Annotated in this window: 10 protein-coding genes; 1 reads left to right on the plus strand and 9 read right to left on the minus strand. The window is 48.8% G+C overall.

What is annotated here, in order from left to right; all coding sequences use genetic code 11:
* Positions 1-16: 16 nt before the first annotated feature.
* The 6 genes from D3H65_RS03060 to aspA all read right to left on the minus strand — a co-directional run bounded on the left by D3H65_RS03060 (position 17) and on the right by aspA (position 8,830).
* A complete protein-coding gene (locus tag D3H65_RS03060; RefSeq protein WP_119048848.1) occupies positions 17-3,190 on the minus strand; it encodes an efflux RND transporter permease subunit in 3,174 nt (1,057 codons plus the stop codon).
* Between the two features lie 109 nt (positions 3,191-3,299).
* Complete coding sequence (locus D3H65_RS03065) at positions 3,300-4,376, minus strand: efflux RND transporter periplasmic adaptor subunit (protein ID WP_211345611.1); 1,077 nt, start codon at positions 4,374-4,376, stop codon at positions 3,300-3,302.
* Between the two features lie 10 nt (positions 4,377-4,386).
* Entirely contained in the window at positions 4,387-5,796 is a 1,410-nt protein-coding gene (locus tag D3H65_RS03070) for a TolC family protein (protein ID WP_211345612.1), read from the minus strand.
* Between the two features lie 98 nt (positions 5,797-5,894).
* Positions 5,895-6,503 (minus strand): TetR/AcrR family transcriptional regulator, encoded by a 609-nt coding sequence (locus D3H65_RS03075; protein ID WP_119048849.1) that lies wholly within the window; start codon positions 6,501-6,503, stop codon positions 5,895-5,897.
* 65 nt (positions 6,504-6,568) lie between these two features.
* The gene (locus D3H65_RS03080) at positions 6,569-7,168 is read right to left on the minus strand and encodes a TetR/AcrR family transcriptional regulator (protein WP_119048850.1); all 600 of its coding nucleotides are present in this window, start codon (positions 7,166-7,168) and stop codon (positions 6,569-6,571) included.
* Between the two features lie 252 nt (positions 7,169-7,420).
* Positions 7,421-8,830 carry an aspartate ammonia-lyase gene (gene aspA / locus D3H65_RS03085; protein ID WP_119048851.1) on the minus strand — a complete coding sequence of 470 codons (1,410 nt, stop codon included), beginning with the start codon at positions 8,828-8,830 and terminating at the stop codon, positions 7,421-7,423.
* Positions 8,831-9,319: 489 nt separating this feature from the next.
* Here aspA and D3H65_RS03090 point away from each other — a divergent pair, with 489 nt between their 5' ends.
* Positions 9,320-13,105 (plus strand): chemotaxis protein CheB, encoded by a 3,786-nt coding sequence (locus tag D3H65_RS03090; RefSeq protein WP_119048852.1) that lies wholly within the window; start codon positions 9,320-9,322, stop codon positions 13,103-13,105.
* Between the two features lie 49 nt (positions 13,106-13,154).
* Here the strand turns inward: D3H65_RS03090 and D3H65_RS03095 are convergent, their stop codons facing one another.
* The 3 genes from D3H65_RS03095 to D3H65_RS03105 are packed head-to-tail and all read right to left on the minus strand — an operon-like array spanning position 13,155 to position 16,120.
* Complete coding sequence (locus tag D3H65_RS03095) at positions 13,155-13,514, minus strand: cupin domain-containing protein (protein WP_119048853.1); 360 nt, start codon at positions 13,512-13,514, stop codon at positions 13,155-13,157.
* Between the two features lie 20 nt (positions 13,515-13,534).
* Positions 13,535-14,362 (minus strand): maleylpyruvate isomerase N-terminal domain-containing protein, encoded by an 828-nt coding sequence (locus tag D3H65_RS03100; protein WP_119048854.1) that lies wholly within the window; start codon positions 14,360-14,362, stop codon positions 13,535-13,537.
* Between the two features lie 6 nt (positions 14,363-14,368).
* The gene (locus tag D3H65_RS03105; RefSeq protein ID WP_119048855.1) at positions 14,369-16,120 is read right to left on the minus strand and encodes a M14 family metallopeptidase; all 1,752 of its coding nucleotides are present in this window, start codon (positions 16,118-16,120) and stop codon (positions 14,369-14,371) included.
* Between the last annotated feature and the right edge of the window lie 10 nt (positions 16,121-16,130).

Below are 16,130 nucleotides of genomic sequence, written 5' to 3' on the forward strand. Positions count from 1 at the left end.
GCAATGCCTGTCTTATCTATATATGCGACGGACTAAACTCTCCTTCATGCACTTCCTGTGCTACATAGTCTTCCGTCATCAGTTGCCCGATGTCCTGTTTCTTCTTACCCTTGTTGATCCTGTTGATGATCTTGTCGAAAATGGCATACATCACGGGTACGACTACCAGGGTAAGGAACAGCGAGCTGATCAAGCCCCCGATGATCACCCAGGCCAGTCCGTTTTTCCACTCAGCACCCGCTCCTTTGGCAAGGGCAATGGGCAGCATACCGATCACCATGGCAATGGTGGTCATGAGAATGGGACGTAAACGGGCATGGTTGGCATCGATCACGGCCTGGTAAGTACTGGCACCTTCGGCCTTCCGCTGGTTGGTAAAGTCCACCAGGATAATCGCATTCTTGGCCACCAGACCAATGAGCATGATCATACCCAGGATGGTAAACAGGTTTAAGGAGTTATTGGTAAGCGCCAGCGCAAGGAAGGCGCCGATGATGGCCAACGGAATAGAGAACAGTACCACAAAAGGATACACGAAACTATTATACAGCGCCACCATGATGAGGTATACCAATACAATGGCTGCCAGCAGGGCGATACCCATGGAACCAAAACCTTCACTCTGGTTTTCCATGTCACCACTCCACACATAACCTACGCCTACCGGGCGCGGCAGTTTGTCGAACATGGCCTGCCATTCAGCCGCTACCGTACCCGAAGGACGGCCTACGCTTTGCGCCTGGATGGTAACGGAGGTGCTTTTGTCGCGGCGTTCCAGCTGGCTGGGACCTGAACCTTCTTTTACGGAAGCAAATTGTGATAACCTTACCTGCTGTCCCTGGTCGTTGATGAACAGGAGATTGCTTACATCCGTAATATTCTGCCGGTTGAACTTCTCATACCGGATATTGATATCGTATTCATATTCACCCTGACGGAACTTGCCATCTGTATTGCCGCTGAAGGCCGTTTGCATGGTGCTGCCCACATTGCTGAGCGACAAGCCCAGTGCCGCCATCTTATCACGGTCTACCTGTACACTGATCTCGGGATTGCCGGCTTCTACCGACAAACGCATTTCCGTAGCGCCAGGTACTTTCTTCAGCTCGGCCATGGCGGCATTGGCAAAGCGCATCACACTGTCCAGTTGAGGTCCGGTGACTACCAGGGCCAGGGGCGCCTGTTCGGCGGTACCCAGGATACTTACGGGTACGGTTTTCACCTTGGCGCCGATGAGTACTTTTTCCAGTTCACGTTTGGTCTTTACCGCATATATATTGGCTTCATCTTCCCGCTCGGTCTTGGGCACCAGTTGTACATCGATCTCTGCTTTGTAGGCGGTAGACTGGGATGCACCCATTCCATCACTGCTCTGTCCGATGGTGGTGATCAGCTTGGTCACTTCTTTTTTGGTCTTCAGCAAATCCTCCGCGCGGCGGGTCATCGCATTCGTTTGCTCGATGGAAGCATCCTTGGGCATTTCGATCTGCACCAGGAATTCGCCCCGGTCGGTCTTGGCAAAGAACTCTACTCCAATGAATCCGGCGCCTACCAGGTAGAAGGAGCCAAAGAACAGGAGGAGCATCACGCCCAGGGTAGTTTTCTTATGGCCCAGGCACCATTTAAGGATATTAGTGATCCAGTTGGTAAAACGATGCAATCCTTTTTCAAAACCCACAATGATCTTACCAAAGAATGTTTTGCCGGTGATCACTTCCAGTTTTCCAAAACGGCTCGACAACCAGGGTACGATGGTAAAGGAAGAAAGGAGGGACAACAGGGTAGCTATCGATACGGTTACGCAAAACTGCTTCAGGATATCGGCAGCCAACCCTGTGCTCAATGCAATGGGGATGAACACCACTACGATCACCAGGGTAATAGAGGTAACGGTAAACCCGATCTCTTTGGTGGCATCGAAAGCTGCCCGTACGCGGTTCTTGCCCATTTCCATGTGGCGGTAAATATTTTCCAGTACCACAATGGCATCATCCACCAGGATACCTACTACCAGGGAAAGCGCCAGTAAAGACATCAGGTTGAGTGAATAACCTAATAAAGACATTCCAATAAAGGTGGCGATCAATGATGCCGGAATGGCTACCATCACGATGAGGGCGTTGCGAATACTGTGCAGGAAGAACAACATCACAAAGGCTACGAGGATCACCGCCAGTATAAGATCATGGATCACGGCGTCGGCTGACTGAAGGGTATAGACAGAACTGTCGTTGGCTATATCGATCTTCAGCCCGGCGCTGGCATAATCCTTTTGTAATTTCTGGATGCTGGCGGTGATCTGTTCACTCACGGCTACTGCGTTGGCATCGGATTGTTTGATCACCTGCAGGGCGATGGATGCCTGCTGGTTTACGCGCGCCAGTTTCTCCACATCTTTTTGTACATCCTGTACATCAGCCACATCTTTCAGGCGCACCTGCACGCCATTCTTGTTCAGCACTACCAGGTTGCGCAGCTCCTCCACATTCTTATACTTGCCGGCCAGGCGGATCAGGATATCCTGTTCCCTTGTTTGCACACTACCCGTGGGGAAGTCGAGGTTGGAAGCCAGGATCGACTGTTGTACCTGCATCAGTGAAAGGCCAAAGCCTTGCAGCCGGGTAGCGTCGATGTTTACCTGGATCTCTCTTTCCTGCCCGCCAATAAGGTTTACCTGGGCTACGCCCTGCACGCGGGATAATACGGGTGCGATGCGTTTGTCCATCAGGTCGAAAAAGGCGGCTTCTTCCAGTTTGCCCGTGGCTGATAAGGTCATGATGGGCAAATCATCCAACGAGAATTTATTGAGCGAAGGAGGGTCTACATCATCCGGAAGGTCTTTCAGGATCGCGTTCACCTTCCGTTGCGCATCATTGAGCGCATAGTCCACATCGGCGCCACTGTTGAGGGTAATGGTGATGATGGATAGGCTCTCAAATGATTTGGTCTCTAATTTTTTGATGTTCTCCATGGACGATACGGCATCTTCTATTTTCTTGGACACCGTATTCTCTACTTCACTGGGGGATGCGCCGGGATACACCGTGGTAATGGATACTACGGATGGTGAGAACTTGGGCAGCAGCTCATAGTTCAGTGATCTATAACTTAACAATCCGCCCAGGATCAATACGGTGAACAGTACGATCACCAGGGTAGGACGTTTGATTGATATTTCTGCAATTTTCATGAATCAATTTTTAATTGTCTGACGGGGCTAAGGCTCAGTGGCTGGTCCCCCTCTTTTCCTTTACCTGTTTTCGCTTCTTGCTCGCAGCTCGTGGCTCGAAGCTCGCAGCTTACTTCACTACGGAGATCGCCGAACCTTCATCCAGGTTGATCTGTCCGCTGGTGATCACTGTTTCTCCTTCCTGCAAGCCTTGTAATACTTCTACTTTATCGCCCATTACGCGGCCGGCAATTACTTTGCGCAGGGCTGCGGTGCTGTCGCTTTTCACTACAAATACCTGGTTGCTGCTCACGCTGCCAATGAAAGCAGAGCGGGGTATCAGCACGGCAGGGGCCTGGGAAGGGAAATTGAAGATGGCGGTTCCATACATGCCGGCTTTTACCTGGCTGCCGGGATTGGCGGCTAAAGAAATTTCAAGGGGGAAGCTGAGGCTATTGTCTGCTTTGGCAGCAATAAAGCTCACGGTACCGGTATAATCCTTATCGGGGAATACGCTTACCTTGATCTTTACTTTATCTCCCACCTTCAGGTTGGCTACCTGTGATTCATTGACGGTCACCTGCAGTTTGAGCCGGGAGATGTCCACCAGTTCAAACAATTTGGTGCCGGGTGCTACTACGGCGCCTGGTTCTATGTAACGTTTGTTCACCACGCCATTGATGGAAGCGCGGATATAGGCATCACCTACTTTTATTTTTGCTTGTGCCACGCGGGCGTCTGCATTGCTGAGCGCCAGGTTGGCCTGGTCCAGCTGTTGTTGGGTAACACCGCCTGTTTTAAAAGCATTCTCGTAACGCTCTTTGTCTTTGAGGGCATTCCGGTAATTGGCCTGCGCACTTTCCAGGTCTACATTCAGCTGATCGGTCTTGATCACTGCCAGTGTTTGTCCTTTGGTCACTACACTACCTTCATCTACGAGTACCTGGATCACGCGGCCGGAATTCTCTGCAGAAAAATCCATTTGCTGACCGGGCATGAAATTACCGTTCACGCCAAAGTCGAGGTCCAGGGATTGTTTCTGTACGGTGCTTACACGTACGGCCACATTGCCATTGCCCTGTGCCACGACGGCTGTTTTCTCTGCGTTTTTCTTTTTATTGTTGGTGAGTACCCATCCTATCAGGGCGATAGATGCTATGAGGATCACTACTGTGAGCAGGGTACGTACGATTGATCTCTTTTTCATCCTGGTTGAATTACTGGTTTAATAATGATTTTAAGTTGCCTTGTGCTTTGATGAGTTGTATTTCTGCTACCCGGTAATCCAGCAGGGCGGCAGAATGGTTGTTCTGTGCTTCTGTGAGGGAATTTTCTGCGTCGAGCAGGTCCGTCAGGGTAGCCAGTCCATTGTTGTAATTGTTCTGGGTGTTGAAGAATACCTTCTGCGCCAGTTGCACATTCTCCCGCTGGTTGTTGAGTATGATGATGCTGTTGTTGATCTGTGTTTTGGCATTTTCATACATAAGGTTCAGCGACAGGGAGGTGCTGGCAATATCTTCCTGCAGTTTGCGGATGCTTACATCGGCCTGGCGTACGCGGGAACGGGTGGCAAAGCCATTAAAGATGGGCACCTTCAGGCTCAGTCCTACCGATGCATAATCAAACCAGTTGACGCCTGCACTGCCTTTCTGGAACCAGGGTACTTTATTGCCCAGGCCCTGGTAAGCATAGTTGCCATTGAGCGACAGGGTGGGGTAGTTCTCTGCTTTGTAAGCATCTTTCTGGTATTTGAGCAGGGTTTCCTGCTGTTTCAGCAACCTGAATTCTGTGCGGGTGCTTACGTTGAGGGAATCACCGGCGGGCGCTGTTTGTGGGTGGATGGCGGTAAACTCTACGGCCGGCAAGGTGATGGGTGTTTGAATAGCCATGCCCATGGCATACTTCAACTGGTTTTCGAGTTGCGTGACCCCGTTCAGCAATTGTTGCCGCTGGGTTTGCAGGTTGGAAATGTTTACCGCAATACGGTCCACATCGATCTGCTTGGCCAGTCCATTCTCAAACTGTCCTTTTATAATGGTCTGTACTTTACTGGTGTTGAGGAGTGTGGTATCCAGTACGCCGATCTTCTGGCGTTGTACCAATACCTGGTAGTAAGTAGTGGCTACCTGCTCGATCAGCTGCTCGTCGGTGAGCTGTGCATTGATCTTGTAATATTCCTTAGTAGACTTAGCGGCTTTCAACCCGGTGAATACGCCCTGGTCAAACAGGTTCTGTGACAGCGATACCCCGGCGCTGGAGGCCCATTTTTGTCCGAAGGCTACCATCAGGGTTTTGCCGGGCTGGCCTGCCAGTTCTCCGGGCAGGGCGCTCAGCTGCAGGATAGGATTGTAGGTAAGGCCGGCATTGCCATTGATCTGTGGCAGGGCGCGGGCCTTCACTTCGTCGATCTGGTATTGTCCGTTCTCCACATCGAGCCGTGCCTTGCGGGCAGTCTGGCTGGCCTGGAGTGCATAGTTCAATGCGTCTTTCAGTGTGAGGGCCTTTGCTTCCCCTGCGGCGGGTTGCTCTCCACCAGCCTGTGCCCTGGCGCTGTTACTGTACAGCCCTGTTAAGAGCAGCAGGCTTAGGGTGAGCCATTTCATTGTTTTGTTGTTTTTCACATCCATGATACATCTGTTTATTGCTGTTTGGTGTTTTGCTTGTTATTCTCAGGCTGGGAGCTTAAAGGCCTCGTTGCCTCAATGCCTCAGGTGCCTTGTTGCCTTTATGCTTCTGCATACTCTTTGGTATATTTTTCGATGAGCCGTATGCCTTTGGCAGTGGCGAGGCCATGCAGGTAGTGCAGGATCAATTGTTCGTTGATGGTGGCTTGTGGCCACAATTGTTGCTGGTTGATCTCTTGCCTGGTATTGATGCCTGTGATGGATACCTGGTAACCGGCAATCAGTTCGGGGATGATCTGGGCGCGGTACAATTGTTCTGATTGACCACGTTTGATATTGCTCAGCAATACCTGGAATAAGAATCCCTTTTTGAAATTGGTATATCGTTCAAAAGCGGTATGGTGGTATTTCTGCAGGTCGTGCAGCAGTGTTTCGTTCATGGCGCCGATCGTTTGTTTAACTGACTGCCAGATCAGGAATATTTCCTGGATGGCATTGGAAGCCGTCCGGATGGTGGTGGTACAATCTGCTTCCAATTGCTGGAGGGGAGTGGCATACACTGTTTCTACCAATTCATTTTTATCGATAAACCAGGTGTAGAGGGTCTTCTTGGAAATGCCCATGCTGCCGGCAATCTCATCCATCGTAATGCTTCGTACGCTGTATTGGGTGAACAGGGCTGCTGCCTTTTGGGTGATCTGCTCTCTCATTTTAACATAACTATTTAATATTATTGTTTAACAATTTTGTCAAATCAGGGGCCTAAAAAAGGCTGTTATTTAAACAGCATTTTTAAAATGAGTTCCTTCCTGGCCACCAGCATTTGTTTGTATTGCTTATCAGAATAGTTGAATATCTTCTTGAACAGGGGTTGTATCACTACGGGGTGCGACAACAGGGAGATCAGGTTGATCAGGAACTGTACAGGCTCCATCTTTTCCACAGTGCCTTTTTTGATCTCTGCCTCTACATCCTTCAGGAAATTCTTTATCCGGTCGGTTTTCTTCAGATCGCTGATGATCTCATTCTGCTTTTCCACATCCTCATTGATCCTCGTTACCATATAAATATCCAGGTAAGGATAGGTAAATGCCTGCTCCGTAAAGATGTCAATGAAATGCTCGATCTTCTTTTTAAAAGAGGTCTCGTTGCTCATGGCCATGTCCAGGCGCTGGTCCATCGTGTCCCTGGCTTCTTTCAGGATCTGGTCAAACAACAGGTCCCTCGACCGGAAATAATAATTTACCAGGGTCCGGTTTACACCGGCTGCATCGGCTATCTCCTGGGTAGTGGCATTGAACCTCCCTTCAGCGAAGAAAAGCCTGCGGGCCGCATCCTTGATCTGTTGTTCGGTTTGACTGTCTTTTACTGCCATTGACAATATAGTTTGACAAAATTGTCAAACAAAGGTATTCACGGCGGTGGGATTTCCAAATTCGGGGATTGTTAAAATCTCGTGAAGGCGCGTGATTGGTCTTGTAACAGGTTCTTTTGCAAGGGATTGGGTAGCCGTAAAATCTTTTCCACAAGAGCGTGGAGGAAACTCCCTGAGGAAGAAGAGTTTCTGGTGTATTGCATAGGATAGACGTTTCGGGCAAGAGCAGGATGGTCAGTTGTATCAATGTTATCATTGGGTAATGAATTTGGGATGAATGAGGTTTTCAATTGAATAGATCTCATCCCATTTGGCCTGTGTGATCAGCTTCTTTTCTTTCACAGCAATATCGTGTACCGACTTGCCTGTTTTCAAAGCTTCTTTGGCAATGGCCGCCGATTCCTCATAACCGATGATGGGGTTTAGTTGTGTTACAATACCGATGCTTTGCATCACCTGTTGTTTGGTATACGCTGCATTGGCGGTGATGCCGGCCACACATTTTTCCCGGAGGGTGTTACAGGCCTTGGTGATGTATTCGAGGGAGGTAAACAAGGCAAAGCCGATCACGGGCTCCATCACGTTCAATTGCAATTGTCCGGCTTCGGCCGCCATGGTTACGGTGAGATCGGCGCCGATCACATAGAAGCAGGTTTGGTTCACGACTTCCGGAATAACGGGGTTTACTTTGCCCGGCATGATGGAAGAGCCTGGCTGCATGGGGGGCAGGTTGATCTCGCCGAGGCCGCAACGCGGGCCGCTGCTCAGCAGCCGGAGGTCATTACAGATCTTACTCAGTTTGATAGCACTCCTTTTGAGGGTACCGCTCAATTGTACAAAAGCGCCAGTATCGTACGTGGCTTCGATGAGGTCGGCGGCCAGCACTACCGGTATCTTGCTGATCTTTGCCAGGTGTTTTACACAAAGCTCCGCATATCCCGCAGGGGCATTCACGCCGGTGCCGATGGCGGTAGCGCCCATATTCACTTCGGTGATCAGCTTTTCGGCTTCGCGTATTCGAAGTACATCTTCTCCCAGGGTGGTAGCAAAGGCATTGAATTCCTGCCCGAGGGTCATGGGTACGGCATCCTGTAGCTGGGTGCGTCCCATCTTGAGCACGTTGGAAAATTCTTTTCCTTTTTTATAAAAGGCCTTTTGCAGTTGCTCCAGGGCATCGGCAAATTCGTCGATCTTCAGGTAGAGGGCAATGCGGAAAGCGGTGGGATAGGCATCGTTGGTACTTTGGGAAAGGTTGACATGGTTGTTGGGATGGAGGTGATCATAATCTCCTTTTTTATAACCCAGGTGTTCGAGGCCTACGTTGGCAATTACCTCATTGGCATTCATGTTGGTGGAAGTGCCGGCGCCTCCCTGGATCATATCGCTGATGAACTGGTCAACAAATTCTCCCTTGATCAGTTTGTCGCAGGCAAATACAATTGCATCCGCTTTTTTAGCATCCAGCACGCCCAGCTCTTTATTGGCCAGGGCCGCTGCTTTTTTCACATAGCCAAAGGCTTTGATGAATAATGGCTCATTGCTGATGGGAATGCCTGTAATGTCGAAATTCTCTTTGGCCCGCAAGGTTTGTACGCCATAATAACAATCATTGGGTAATTGCTTTTCTCCGAGGAAATCATGTTCTGTGCGGAATGTAGACATAGCCTTAAGTATTTGTATGGTTTAATAAATACGTATGCATTGCTGTGGTGACACAAACAGTAAAATGCTATCAATCAAAACCGGTGGGCTATAAGAGCCGTCAATGGGGCAGATCAGGCAGTAAGGCAGGTGTCCGGGCAGCCGGCAGGTCGGCTACCTTATATATGGTTTGTAAATCAAATATAATTAAAGGGATTGGTTTGCAGTAATGTAGATCAGAATAAGTCGCTCAATAATCCAAAAGTGAAAAGTGGACAGGCATTTCTTATCAGCGTTTTACTGGCAGCTATTTTAGCTACCTATACCTTCAGCAGGCAATAAAACTGCGGAAAAGGTTCTACAAACTTAGGTAGCAGACTATTCATTTACGTATTATCTCCCCGAAACGCTTTTGTTGACTGGAAAAAACAATCGAATATACGGCCTTGGCATGGAAGTCGTATAGGCTGAATAGCTGACGATCGCTGTCGGCTATATTAATAATAATGAATGAAAAGTCAATCCCCTACATATCAAAAAACCCTTGGTAAAGGCATCATAGAAGAACCTGATTATATTATAGCAATCGGCGCTTCGGCAGGAGGGCTGGAAGCGATCCATGAGTTTTTTGATAATATGACAGAGGTTGGAAACTATGCCTTTGTGGTGATCCAGCACCTGTCGCCCGATTATAAAAGTCTGCTGGTAGAGTTGGTCTCCAAACATACCCGGATGAAAGTACTGGAAGCGGAGCACAATGTGGTATTGCAGAAAAGATGCGTATACATTATTCCCAACAATAAGGTAATGACGATCCGGCAAGGTAAAGTGCAATTGGTACAGAAGGCGCTGAATAAAGCGCCCAATACAGCTGTTGACACTTTCCTGTATTCCCTCGCGCAAGATAAAGGGCCACATGCCATTGCGGTCATCCTTTCCGGTACCGGATCGGACGGAACGCGCGGCGTGGAAGCTATTAAGAAAGCCGGGGGAATTGTATTGGTACAATCGCCCGAAAGCGCCCGGTTCGACGGGATGCCCAACAGCGCCATCAATGGCGGTAGTGTTGATCATGTATTGTCTCCTGCAGATATGCCGGCAGCGATCGTTAAACATATCATGGCACATCGGGCAGCTGCCAATGGCAACGGAAATGAAAATGAAAATGGAAACGGAAACGGTCATACTTCTCCTCCTACACAAGAGGAATTGCTGCAGGAGATCACCCACCTCATTAAATTAAATACGGGCAATGATTTTCATGCCTACAAACCGGCTACTATTCTGCGGCGTATTGAAAAACGGATGATGAAACTGGAATTGCATACGCTGGAAGAGTATGTAGCGTATTTACACCAGTATCCCGATGAATCGAATACGCTGTATAAAAGTTTCCTGATCGGTGTTACCCGTTTTTTCCGGGATAAACAGGCTTATGAGGTGATACGCACACAGGTGTTGCCCGCGCTGGTAAAAACAAAGCAGCCAGGTGAACTGCTGAAGGTATGGGTGAATGCCTGCAGTACAGGAGAGGAGGCCTATTCGCTCGCTATTATTTTTGAAAGTTACCTTAGAAAGCATGACCTGCAGCTCGATGTAAAAATATTTGCTACTGACCTTGATGAATCTGCCATTGAATATGCTGCCCGCGGGGTTTATCCCTTGTCTATTGAAAAGGATATCGACAAAGACATACTGGAAGCGTATTTTATACGGGAAGGGAAAAAATACATGATTACTCCCAGCATCCGCAAAGCAGTGGTATTTGCCCGTCACAATGTATTGAAAGACCCTCCTTTCATTCACAATGACCTGGTGAGCTGCCGCAATATGCTGATCTATATGGATAATTCACTGCAGCAAAAAGTATTGGATACCCTCGATTTCTCGCTGCGGGTGGGGGGATTCCTGTTCCTGGGTTCCAGTGAGCACTTATCGGGACTCAAGGAAAACTATGTGGAAACAGAAGGTAAGTGGAAAATATTCAGGAAGGTGAACCTGAAGCGGCGTCATTACATTGAGCCGGTATACAATACAGGCAGGTCCTACCGCCAGGTGCAGACGACCCGCACGGAGCCTTTATTACTCAGCAATAAAAAACAGGAAGAGCATTCGCTGGTGGAAGCCTTTAAAGACCTGATGGCGGATGAGGCGAAATATGCGGCTTTGTACATCGATAGCCGGTATGAGGTAAAAGATGCCATTGGGGAATTTACCCGGTACCTGGCGCTTCCTGAACGTAAACTCAATTTTCACCTGTTGAAAATGTTACTGCCCGAATTGTCGGTGCCCATCAATATCTCTATCCGTAAAGCCTGGAAGGACAAAAAGAAAGTGACCGTGCGTGCTATCCGGGTGAAGCGTGCCGACCAGACGGTGCTGGTGAATGCGATCATACATCCTTATCCGCCGGATAAGAATCCCTGCACCCTGGTGGTGATGTGGGAAACACCTGATACAAGCGGAGATGAGCTGGAAGTGAAACGGCACCACCTCTCCCCCGATAGCCAGGCGTTGATACTGGAACTGGAAGATGAGTTGCAGGAGAGCAGGTCCAACCTGCAAATAGCGGTAGAAGGCCTGGAAACAGCCAATGAGGAGTTGCAAAGTTCCAATGAAGAACTGTTAAGCGCCAATGAAGAATTACAAAGCTCCAATGAAGAGCTGCAATCGCTGAACGAAGAGCTGCATACGCTCAATACAGAACACCAGTTAAAGATACGGGAGCTGATAGAGCTGAATGATGACCTTAATAATTATTTTGGCAGTACAGATATCGGGCAGGTGTTTATTGACGGTGAAATGCGCATTCGCAAGTTTAATCCTGCAGCTATCAAACTGATCAATCTCATTGATTCGGATATTGGCCGGCCCATCGATCATATTTCCAACAATATAGAACACAGTACGCTGTTGGAAGATATCAAGCATGTATTGAGATCGAAGAAGCTGGTGGAGCGGGAAGTAAAGCTTATAAACCGTACGAGTGCGCTGATGCGGATATTTCCCTATATCCGTTCTGATAAGAAGACGGATGGCGCGGTGATAACTTTTATTGATATATCCATGATCAAGAACCTGGATAATATCATTACGGGTATATTCAATTCTACATTGAATGCGATCATTGCCTTTAAAGCGCAGCGTAGCGCCTCCAATGAGATCGCCGATTTTCATGTGCTTACTGCCAACAAGGCGGCGGATGCCTTGTTGGCTGCCAATAGCGAAAAGGCTGCTGGATTTTCTATGAAGTATGACTTTCAGCACCTTTGCAGTAATGGCATCTTCCAGAAACTGGTAAAGGTGGTGGAGGATAATAAGGCATTTCATGATGAGTGTACGGTGACCATCGGCGAAACTTCGGTGACCTATGAAATGATTGCGGTAAAGATGATGGATGGCATCATCATTACCTATTCAGATATTACAGAGAAGAAGGAAGCGGAACGGCAACTACATAAGAGCTACAGCGAACTGTTGATTGCCAAGGATGCTTTGAAGCAACTCAACCTCGAACTGGAAGAAAAAGTGGCGGAGGGTATCCGCGCCAATAAGGAACTGGAGAAAAGCAATACTGAATTGCAGCAATATGCTTTTGTGGCCAGTCATGACCTGAAAGAACCTACACGGAAGATCTTCATCTTCAGTAATATGATCAAGGACAATTACCTGAAGGACACAGAGTCAAAGGCCACCGACCTGGTGAACCGCATTATCAAATCATCGCAACGCATGATGCGGCTTATTGAAGACCTGTTGAATTATTCCCGGCTTTCGCAGAACGGGGTTTTTGAACCGGTAGACCTTACTATCACCATTCGTGAAATTTTGTCGGACCTGGAGGTTGTCATTGACGATAAAAAGGCGGTAGTGAAACTGGAAAACCTGTGCAAGATCGATGGGATGCCGGGGCAGCTACGGCAGGTGTTTCAAAACCTGATCAGCAATGCGCTGAAGTTCAGTCGCAAAGACATTGCTCCGGAAGTGCATATTCGAGCTCAGCGTGTGGCTGCCCGTACATTTGATGCACCGGAAGATGCCGAAGGTGCTTATTGTCGCATCGAAGTGAGCGACAATGGTATTGGTTTTCATGAGCGCTTCCTCGACAAAATATTCACGCTCTTTCAGCGTCTGCATACACAGGAGCAATTTGAAGGTACGGGCATCGGATTGGCCATTACCCGCAAAATAATAGAAAAGCACGGGGGTATCATCACTGCCCGCAGTACGGAAGGTGTGGGTACCACGTTTATCATCGTGCTGCCGATGCACCAGACCACTGTCAGGCCCGTGTAGGTGCTTCATTCCAGGGGTTGGGCGCAGGGCAAGCAATGCACGTGTAGTACTAGATGGTCTTCAATTCTTTCCTGGTGAATTCATTGTCCACATTGCCGGTATTGAGGGTGCCTGCAGGTTCAAACAACAACACTTCCACTTCTTCGGGTGCATTGGGACGATGCTCTACGCCACGGGGCACAATAATGAATTCCCCTTCATTGAGTGTTACATTTTTATCGCGGAACTCCATGATAAAGCTGCCTTTTACTACCAGGAACATTTCATCTTCCTGCTCATGGTGGTGCCAGGTAAAAGGCCCCTGAAATTTGACCAGTTTTACATGCTGCCCATTCAGTTCTCCGGCTATTTTAGGGCTCCAGTGTTCTTTGAAAGTGGAGAATTTCTCAGCGAGGTTTACTTTATTCATAAATTTTGTTTTTTTGGGGGTTACGCCATCACCGACACCATATCCAGCACTACTTCACCCAATTGCTGATCTCCTGTAACAGATACATAGGCTGCTACCTCCTTGCGGCGCCAGCTTTTGGAAAACAATTTCCAGGCAACATTGCCGTCAATGGTGGTATGGGCCGCAGGCGTATCTGTAGGTTGGGCGATCAGTTCCCATTGAGCATTCTTCACCAGGTACCAGTGGCCGCCACCAATCCCTGTAAGGGTAACCTGTATGACGGTGCCCAGGGGAGCCCCGGTATGGCGATAGGTGAAGGGCAAAGCCCGCATGAAGGTATCCAGGAAAGGGTGATACAACTCCTGCGTCATAATACCTGGCTTGTTCACTGCTTCCCGGATCTGTTGCTGGTGATGCCATTTCTCGGTGTATTCACGGGCTATATGGAACCAGTTATAAGATACTTCTTCTCCTGCCCAGCCCACAGAAAAGATCGCCTTTTCCGATGGATCGAGGGTAGCCATATAAGCACTGGCAGCCGGGCAATTCACTGCCAGCAGATCGGTGAGCACAGCCGGACTGATCCGCTTGCTGGCGCTTACCCAATCAGCATTGAGCCGGTTGAGGTAACCGATCAGGTCCTTGTCGGACCGGATATCGCCCGGCGGATCACCCATATAACCATCACGGGCAATGGACAAGGTACGCAGGTGGGTATCCAGCAAATGAGCTGCCACATCCTTCACTGTCCATAACCTGGCTACGGTGGGCAAATTCCATTCTTCCGGTGTTAACGAACGGAGCAGTTCGATCAGTTTTTGATCGAGTACGGGAAACAGGTGTATGGTTTCGATAGGAGTGTTCATATACGTTTATTTCGTCTTGCTGAGAATCCCACCCTTGCGGCTATCCACAGTGATCGTATACTTACCGCTTCCCTGTACAATCCACCGAACGGTGACGGTGCCTTGTCCGGGGATATTGGCCACTTCAATAGTACCGGGATTGGTTTTCTGTTCAGTGGTGATATTCAGGTCGCGGTTTTCCACTACCATGCCGGCCAGTACTTTAGGGCCTGTGATGCTAATATAGTCCGGACGTTCGATCTTGAATTTCAGGTCCTGGCTGGCATGGGTGGGGATAATGCGTTCATTGGAAATGACTGCTGTGATCTCCTTCAACCCATCGCCCAGGTCTTTTTCTGCAATGGAATCAATAGAAAGTTTGGGCGTTTGATAGCAATGGAATATGCTGAACGACATATTGCGGTGGGCATCACTTTCCATCAGGAAACCCGGGTGCATACGGCCAAAGTTCTTTTTGAAACCGCCTATTTCAATCTTACCGTATTGCGGGTGGTTATATTCATGCCATTCTACAAAAGCATCTTTGAACAGGAGGTAGCGGTCAAACTGATAGGAAGGGTCAACACCTGAATTGTCGTCATCATCACTGCCTTTGTTGAACATCAGGTAAGAGGTCCACAGTTCATTGGAGAAAGTATATACACCGCGGCCTCCATAAAACCAATCCAGCTCACCGCCATAGGCAGAGTAAAGGTCTTTGTACACCACCAGGTAGCGGTACCCGGGTAATAATTCTTCCCCTTTCTTACCCAGCACATCATAAATACGTACATCGGTAGCATTATAGGTGCCTACATCTTCCTGTCCGCCGGGGCCGCGTAAGATCATACCGCCGGAGTTGTGGTAAGATTGCGCGGCTGCAATATTGGGATGCTTCATTACAAATTCCATCACCGCCCTGTTCTCCGGTAAGGAGAAAGGATATTTATAGGCGCCACCCTGGATATAATTGGGCTGCCATCCCCATCCCCAGTCGCGGTTAGGGTCATATTCAAAAGTATACCCGTCTTCATTCACCAGTCCGTCGCCATCGTTGTCGATACCTTCCAGTCCCAGCAATTCATAGTCGCCTTTCTCTTCAGGGCCTACCTGCACCATTTTGCGGGGATCTTTGGTATCCTGTTTCCAGCGGCCATTGGGATTCTTGCGGCGCATCATCACAATATTGCCGTCTTTATCGAGGTCATCATAGCCATCTTCATCCACGGCGCCATCGCGGTCATTGTCTACTGGTATCAGGCCCGAGCGGGGAGAGCTGGCATTGTTGGCTTCATGAAAGAAGTTGTCACGTGCATCGGGATTGATGGTAGGTACAATATAGAAGGTCTTATCCGCCAGTAATTCCTGAATGTATTTGGTGTCGCCGAAAGATTCCGTCAGGTACCAGGCTGTGTATAAGGCAAACTCACTGCCCTGTACTTCATTGGAGTGAATATTACCATCAATGTACATGGCGGGTTTGCGGCTTACGTCGCCTCCGTTCTTGAAATCGCTGATCGTAAGGCACCAGAGATCACGACCCTGGTATGATTTGCCAATAGATTCCAGTTTGCAGAGGTCCGGATGTGCAGCAGCGATCTTTTTGCAGATATCGGTAATGCCTGCATGGTCATTGTAGCGGTTCCAGCTCATGGCTACTTTCGGGTTCACCGGACTGCCGGCCCCTTTGAATACCTGGTTGGGTTGTTGTGCCTGCACGGTAACGGCGGTAACTGTCAGGGCGCAGGTAAAGAGAATAAATGATATATTGAGTTTCATAATGATCAGT

The sequence above is a fragment of the Paraflavitalea soli genome (genome assembly GCF_003555545.1).
Classification (GTDB): Bacteria; Bacteroidota; Bacteroidia; order Chitinophagales; family Chitinophagaceae; genus Paraflavitalea; species Paraflavitalea soli.

Bases quoted from the DNA above. Each gene is read 5' to 3' on its own strand.
- D3H65_RS03060 (WP_119048848.1), bottom strand. From the start codon at position 3,190: ATGAAAATTGCAGAAATATCAATCAAACGTCCTACCCTGGTGATCGTA.
- D3H65_RS03065 (WP_211345611.1), bottom strand. From the start codon at position 4,376: ATGAAAAAGAGATCAATCGTACGTACCCTGCTCACAGTAGTGATCCTC.
- D3H65_RS03070 (WP_211345612.1), bottom strand. From the start codon at position 5,796: ATGGATGTGAAAAACAACAAAACAATGAAATGGCTCACCCTAAGCCTG.
- D3H65_RS03075 (WP_119048849.1), bottom strand. From the start codon at position 6,503: ATGAGAGAGCAGATCACCCAAAAGGCAGCAGCCCTGTTCACCCAATAC.
- D3H65_RS03080 (WP_119048850.1), bottom strand. From the start codon at position 7,168: ATGGCAGTAAAAGACAGTCAAACCGAACAACAGATCAAGGATGCGGCC.
- aspA (WP_119048851.1), bottom strand. From the start codon at position 8,830: ATGTCTACATTCCGCACAGAACATGATTTCCTCGGAGAAAAGCAATTA.
- D3H65_RS03090 (WP_119048852.1), top strand. From the start codon at position 9,320: ATGAAAAGTCAATCCCCTACATATCAAAAAACCCTTGGTAAAGGCATC.
- D3H65_RS03095 (WP_119048853.1), bottom strand. From the start codon at position 13,514: ATGAATAAAGTAAACCTCGCTGAGAAATTCTCCACTTTCAAAGAACAC.
- D3H65_RS03100 (WP_119048854.1), bottom strand. From the start codon at position 14,362: ATGAACACTCCTATCGAAACCATACACCTGTTTCCCGTACTCGATCAA.
- D3H65_RS03105 (WP_119048855.1), bottom strand. From the start codon at position 16,120: ATGAAACTCAATATATCATTTATTCTCTTTACCTGCGCCCTGACAGTT.